Here is a 7,859-nt window from a genome sequence, read left to right on the forward strand (position 1 = left end):
TTTTCTTTTCAGAAGATTCAAACTTAACTTTAAAACGTTAAGTTAACCAAATCAGCCTAAACCGCGCTAGATAACTCATTAAAACACCCTCTTCGACTTGTCCCGAAGAAGTGGAGCGCATTTTAGAGATTTTTCATCTCACGTCAACCGCTAATTGTAATTAAATTGCATAAATGTGTTTGTTTGCTTTTTAATTGTACAAGCGGTGTTTTTATTAAGCTAAAGCAGTGTGAATTGCATGCTGTACAATCAAAAGCTATATGATGTTTCTTAATTTAGCTTCTGTACAAGCGCAACTTTTAAAGTCTATTTACTAAAATGTCAGCCTATAGACTACAAACTCAATTAAAAGTTACTCCTATATAGGTGTTTTTACTTCTTTTGTATTAAGGACTAATACTATTGATAATGTGTTCAAGGTATATAGCTGAATAAATTGCATAAAAATTACACTTATTCTTGCACATTACTAAAAGGTGGGTAACATAGAATTGCAATTTAAGTTTCTTATAAAATAATAATTAGGTATCCATTATGAAGTCTCCCCAACCATTAACGTTAATAGTAGCGTTAGTTTTTTCTGTAGCTATATACTTTTTAGCGAACGGTAATGTTATTGAACTTACAAGTATCAGCGCTGCTGTTATTGCTTTTGTTTGTGCATTCATCGCGCCGTTAATTGGCAAAGCTGAAACAAGTGTACAAGATGCAGATACAAGTATAAGTACTCTCTATGTTGGCAACTTACCCTATAGAGCGAATGAAGCAGCCGTTAGAGAGCTATTCTCTGAATATGGCCAAGTTCAATCCGTTAGATTAATGAAAGATAAGCATACAGGTAAAAGACGCGGCTTTGGTTTTGTAGAAATTTCGTCTGCTGATGCCGATAAAGCTGTATCTTCACTAAACGATAGTGAATTTCAACAGCGAACTTTAAAAGTTCGTGAAGCAAAAGAACGCCCAGAACCAGTTTCTGAGTAACCTGTTTATTTAAATACATCAGTAATGTTTTAATGTTTCAAATGCCGTTTATTTAGTAAACGGCATTATTCACCTTCCAATGTCAGCAAACCCACACCGATTTTATTATTCTAAACAAATGAATGCTCTCAAGTATTTTCATCTTTTTTTATAAATTTGCAAAATTAATATGCTGTTATCTTCTCAATTTCACTTTGTTGCTTAATTATTGATTTGTTTACTGATTAATAATTAAAAAAGGTGACATAAGCTGCATAATCCAATAAAGTGTAAAAAAATGTAAACAAAGGGATTTGATTACTAAAATAAAATAATACTAAGAGAATATAATGCTACAAAAAGTTTTTCTGTTTTTTTTAAAATTAACTGCCCTATTTTTAATCTCAATATCTTCTGCATATGCAGCCTCCGCACCTACTGTAGCTAACTTTTCTCCTGCGGAGTCGTTTATTGGTGAAGGGGTTTGTTTTAACGCAAACTTTACCAATAGTTCACCAGATATTGGCTATGGCCCATATTACTTACTAAATCTAGCACCAGATTTAACATATCAGTCAGCAACATTTAGTGGACTAGATTTAGAATTGGTTTCTAGTCAAACCTATAATGCGACAGAAACCTTAAATGATCCTATCTCTGGTTTACCTTTTATGGGAACTGAGGATGGAACTCTAGTAGCACTTACGATACCTGTTGGCTCGGTTTCAAATAATCAACAACCCTTGCAAGTTGAAGTTTGTCTTACGGTCGCTTTGGATGCTGAACCAAATATTTTGCAAACTGACGCAATAGGAATAGTACCTGGTTTTCAATTTGGCGATAGCGCTACAGGCACAAAAGGAGAAGATACGATTGTTGGCTCTGCTGACAATAATGACTTTACTCCGACCGTTATAAAATACACTATTTCAGATACCACAGCAGAATCAGAAAACCCACCGGGTCCCGAATGGACTTACCCTATTGTTGCAATTGCAGATATAGCTTCAACAGCAACAGTTGCTCCTATAACATTTCCGACCATTACTTTACCGGGTAATGTTAAATATGAAGGTCCTTTTTCTATTGTTGGTGGTACAGACTGTAGCATCTCGCCAGACGAAGCTACATTAGCGGCAAACTCAGGTATAGGTGATGATGTAGACATAACGATCAGTTGTGCTTCAGGAACTGGAACAAATGGTAATTCGCAGGATATTCGTGCTGAATTTGACGTTTATATTACTGACACTTTAAATACTATGACTTGCGACAGCAATTCAGCCATTAACTCAGCTAAGCATTTAGTGTTAAGAAAAAGTGTTGCTGGCAGCGGCACACCTGGCTCTACTGTTACCTATACTTATGCTTATCAAACCTCTGAATATATTGATGGTTTAAACAACTTTACGGTTACTGATATTTTACAAGATGGTATTAGTTACAGTGAGTTTGCTAGTAATCAAATTCAGTTATCTATTCAGCACAACGGCAGTAATAGCGCTACAACAACTTTAAATGCCAACTTTACTGACTCTGGTACTTCATCAACGTTTGAAGATGCCGATATATTAGCAGCTATTGTTTCTGCAGGGGGCAGTATTGGGCCAGCAGAAAGCGGTACGATTACTTATACTGCGGTTATTGATCAAGATTATGATAACGGCCAACCTGTACTTACCCGTGATACGATTAGTAATGACGTTACCGCGACATACGGTTTAAGTGATGCCAGTGGTGCTCAAGGTTGTTTCGAAGATTCTAGTGCTACCGTAACTATTGATGATATTGATATCAGCAAAAACACCATAGGTTCAAGTACTGTTAAGCCTGGCGATATTGTGCAATTCCAATTAACCATGGAAATCCCTTCTGGCGATGCAAATAACGTAGTGTTAACTGATGTATTGCCTCTCCCTGTATTTACTGCCACAGACTTTCCTGCGGCAACACAAACAAGTTCAACTCCTTATCCTGGCTCTGCTAGCGCTGGTAACTTTATCGAATATGCGGGTACTTCTGATTATAATGGTGATTTTACGGTTACGCGTGATGCAGGCTCAAACAGTATTAGTATTGATTTTGGTAACATTAATACTGGCTCTGCAAGTTCAAGAAATATTGTAATTAATGTTTATGCCCTAGCGAGTAACGAACCTTATGCTGATGGTTTAAGTCTTGCTAACCTGTTGAGCGCTTCAACTAATAACACCGCCACCGATAACGCTACTAACACCACGGTGGCACAAATAACGGTTCGGGCTCCTGACGTTTCGATTACAAAAACCATAACCAGTGATACTAGTGATTTAGATGCAGGCGATCAAATTGACTATCTAATTACCTTGGAAAACACAGGTGGTGCTGATGCTTTTGACGTAACAGTAACCGATATATTTGAAAGTACAATTGATGCTGCTTCATGTACTGTACCTGTATTAACCGGTGGTAGTGGTGGCTATTCCGGAGATTTTTCTACCGGCCTAATTCTAGATGACACCTTAGCTTCTGGAGGTGGTTTAGGTGAAGCAGGTTCTGGTGATGAAACGGCAACCTTAACTTTTTCTTGTAATATCGGTAGTGATATTGCTGCGGGAACTAGCATAGATAATACCGCGAGTATGTCCTTTGCAGCAGGTGAAGGTGAATCTGCGTTTCCAACTCGAGAAAGTACAATTTCAGCAACGAGTATTAGCCCAAGTGTTGTTAAAACTTTAGTATCTACATCAGAAACTGATAGCAGCACTAGTAGTGGTAGAGATGAATTAGCTATTGGTGAAATAGCACGTTTTAGAATTGTTACCGCCCTGCCTGAAGGCCTTCATAGCACTGTTATTCTGAGAGATTTACTGCCACCAGAACTAATTTATCAAGACGATGGCAGTGCAAAGTTTGGTTTTGTAGGTACAGGAGTAAGCTCATCTGAAATCGCCGATCCTGGTACTTGTACTTACACACTAGCAGACTCTAATGCGAGTCCCGACTGTGATATAACAGCAACCAATGGCTCTTTTAGCGCCGGTACCGACCCTACTTTCAATTTAGGAACAGTAACGAATAGCGATGATGATGCTGATGAAGAATATATCGTACTTGAGATCAATGCAGTTAAAGTTGACGGTGGAGGCGATAATTTCTCTAACCGAGGCCGATATACCGACAGTACAGGTAACTATACTTCAAACAATCTAAATCTGAAGCGTGTCGAACCGACATTAACGCTAAATAAAGCAGCAGGTAACGTTGGTGGTGATGCCGGTGATGCCATTACTTACACATTAACAATTTCTGCTCCAGCAAGCTCTGACTCAAGCGCTTTTGATCTCAGCTTAGTTGATATTTTACCTACAGAGTTAGAATACAGAGCAGGCACAGCAGCCTTTGGTGCTTGTGATGCAGCAACCAAGAGTTTTGACGATAGTGATCCAAATGGCGCAGGATTTTCGCTGACTATTGATAAATTAGCAGCCAATGAGAGCTGTATATTTACTTACGATGCCAATGTTTCATCAGCTGCTACCCCTGGACAAGAAATTACCAATAATGCCACTTTGTCATGGACTAGTTTAGACGGCTCTGGAAGCAATTTATCTGGTTCAAACCCTGGGACTGAAAAAACTTATCAAGCTACAAACTCTGCAACCGTAACAGTTGAATTAACAACATCGGAAAAATCTATTGTTAGCACAACATTCCCACATACCAGTGAAGCAGGTTCAGGTACTAGTTCATCAGAACGTTCGCTTTCAATCGGGGAAGAAATTAAATATCGCTTAGTTGTAACCGTACCAGAAGGATCTGCGGAAAACTTTATTATCAGAGATAACCTTCCCGAAGGGCTAGAGTATGTAAATAATACAGCCTTTGTGTCGTTAGTCAGTAATGGCGGTTTATCATCAAGTTTAGGGGCTGGTCTTTGTGCAGGAGGTAGCCAAGCATCAACAGATCCAAATGTAACACCTAATTGTGCCATTACACCTAATTTAGGGGCATCTGGAAATTCTGTTGATTTTGATATGGGTGATATTACCAACAGCGATGCAGATGGTGATGTAGAATATATTGTTATCGAATTTTCGGCATTAGTAATAAACCAACTTTCAAATCAACAAAATGTAACTTTATCAAATCAATTTGAAGTATTACTCAGTAACGTTCAGAACTCTGTATCTAATACCATGTTAGCAAACATATTAGAGCCACAGTTATCACTTACCAGTACCACAACGCCGAGCTCAGTAGATAACCGTACTGATGAAACACCAACATTTGCATGGTCATTAGTATTGACAAACGAAGGGTTAGCTCAAGCATTTCAAATTCAAGATGGTGACAGCGGTAACTGGCAAGTTCAACTTCCTAGCGGTGTTGAAAACATAACAGGTTTAGTTGTTTCAAGCACAGGGACTGTAGTTGATAATACTAACCTATCAACAGCAGTCAGTGATGCTGATTTTACGATAAGTGGTGCAGATAATAACTTACTAAGTATTAACCGTATTTTTTCCATGAGCCCTTCGGCTACACTAACCCTTACCTTTAACACCAATTTACAGGCAACTGTTAAACCAGGCACAACCTTAACAGCGAATACCGATATTGATTATGCTGGGCAACAATCTGGCGCAGCAGCTGAAAATGTGCGTAACTTTGCTGACATTACAACAGGCACAGGCAACAACCCTGTTACTTCTACAAGTGCACCTTTAAATAATTACCGCACACAAACAGCAACGAGTGTAGTAACAACAACATCAACACCGGTTATTGGCGTAGCAAAAGAGTTAATTAGTAATACTTTTGATCCTGCTGACGGTACGTTTGATATTGTTTATCGATTTTATGTGGAAAACAGCGGCGATGTCGCATTAACCAACATTCAAGTTACCGATGATCTTGCGGCTACTTTTAACCCTATAGCCTCAGGCGATATCAATGTAACCTCGATTACCAGCTCAGATTTCACGGTCGATGGAACGTTTGATGGCATTAGCAACAACACATTAATAGATAACGCTACGCCTTCGACTTTAGCAATTAACGAAACTAAAACTTTAGACATTGCTGTTACCGTTAGTCCAGGTACAGATCTCAATACTTACAATAATAGTGCTACTGCTGAAGCAGAAAGTGCTCGTGATGATACAAATACAACTAACGATACCTCCGTTAATGGTTCTGATCCGGATACAGCCAACGATGGCCCCGACAATGATACTAGCCCAACACCTGTAACTTTTGCTGTTGACCCTGCTCTTGGGCTAGCTAAGTCAATTAATGGTGCCATTCAAAATAATGCCGACGGTACTTATACTTTTAATTATCAATTTAATGTTAAAAATACCGGCGATGTAAACTTAACAGATTTACAAGTTATTGATAATTTAAGCACCACTTTTGCCAGTGCTGATAGCTTTAGCATTAGCACACCAACAAGTGCAGACTTCACAGTAAATTCAAGTTTCAACGGTGTAGGTGACACTAATTTATTAGCGGCAAACCAAAGTTTAGCGGTAGGTGATAGTGGCACTATTAATTTAGAAGTCACAGTAACACCGGGTTCAACATTAACTTATAACAATAGCGCGACTACTTCTGCCAATAGTCCTAACGGCACTGCTAACGACACCTCAGATAACGGCATCGATCCTGAAACCAATAATGGTAATGCTGCCGATGACGATGCAACACCCGTAACCTTTGCTGAAGCACCGGCTATTGGCGTTGCTAAAACCATTAGCGCAGGCCCTACAAATAATGGTGATGGTACACATACGCTAACTTACTCTATGGTGGTTAAAAATACTGGTGATATCAGCCTAAGTAATGTGCAAGTTGTTGATGACCTTACCACTACCTTCAGTGGCGCTACCTTTGTTGTTGATACCAAAAGTACCGGCGGCACACTCACCATAAACAATGCCTTTAATGGTGATAGTGATAAAAATTTATTAGCGGCAAACCAAAACTTAAGTGTTGGTGCTAGTGAAACCATTAGTTTAACCGTTACCGTAACACCGGGAACTAATTTAGGTGCTTACAACAACAGTGCAATCGCTGGGGCAACTAGTCCAAGTGGTGCAACCGTTAACGACACCTCAGATAACGGTACAGACCCTGAAACCAACAACGGTAACGCTGCCGATGACGATGCAACACCCGTAACCTTTGCGGAAGCACCAGCTATTGGCGTAGCTAAAACCGTTAGCGCAGGACCAACCAACAATGGTGATGGCACACATACGCTAACCTACGCTATGGTGGTTAAAAATACTGGTGATATCAGCCTAAGCGATGTGCAAGTTGTAGATGACCTCACCACTACTTTTAGTGGCGCTACCTTTGTTGTTGATGCCAAAAGCACTGGCGGCACACTCACCATAAACAATGCCTTTAATGGCAATGGTGATAAAAACTTATTCGCAGCAAACCAAAACTTAAGTGTTGGCGCAAGCGAAACGATCAGCCTAACAGTAACCGTTACGCCAGGCACTAACTTAGGTCCATACAATAACAGTGCAACCGCTGGCGCAACAAGCCCAGGTGGGGCAACCGTTAACGACAACTCAGATAACGGCACAAACCCGGAAACAAACAATGGTAATGCTGCCGATGACGATGCAACACCCGTAACCTTTGCAGAAGCACCGGCTATTGGCGTAGCTAAAACCGTTAGCGCAGGCCCAACCAACAATGGCGATGGCACACATACGCTAACCTACGCTATGGTGGTTAAAAATACTGGTGATATCAGCCTAAGCGATGTGCAAGTTGTAGATGACCTCACCACTACTTTTAGTGGCGCTACCTATGTTGTTGATGCCAAAAGCACTGGCGGTACGCTCACCATAAACAATGCGTTTAATGGCAATGGTGATAAAAATTTATTAGCCGTAAAC

General features: G+C 39.9%; 2 protein-coding genes. Both read left to right on the plus strand.

What is annotated here, in order from left to right; translation table 11 throughout:
• Positions 1–534 precede the first annotated feature (534 nt).
• Complete coding sequence (locus AC27H3_RS17970; protein WP_487108095.1) at positions 535–981, plus strand: RNA recognition motif domain-containing protein; 447 nt, start codon at positions 535–537, stop codon at positions 979–981.
• Positions 982–1,310: 329 nt separating this feature from the next.
• Positions 1,311–7,859: beta strand repeat-containing protein (locus AC27H3_RS17975; protein WP_487108096.1), on the plus strand; the 6,549-nt coding region annotated here is incomplete at its 3' end.

It is taken from the genome of Colwellia sp. NW0002-52-1 (assembly GCF_057550865.1).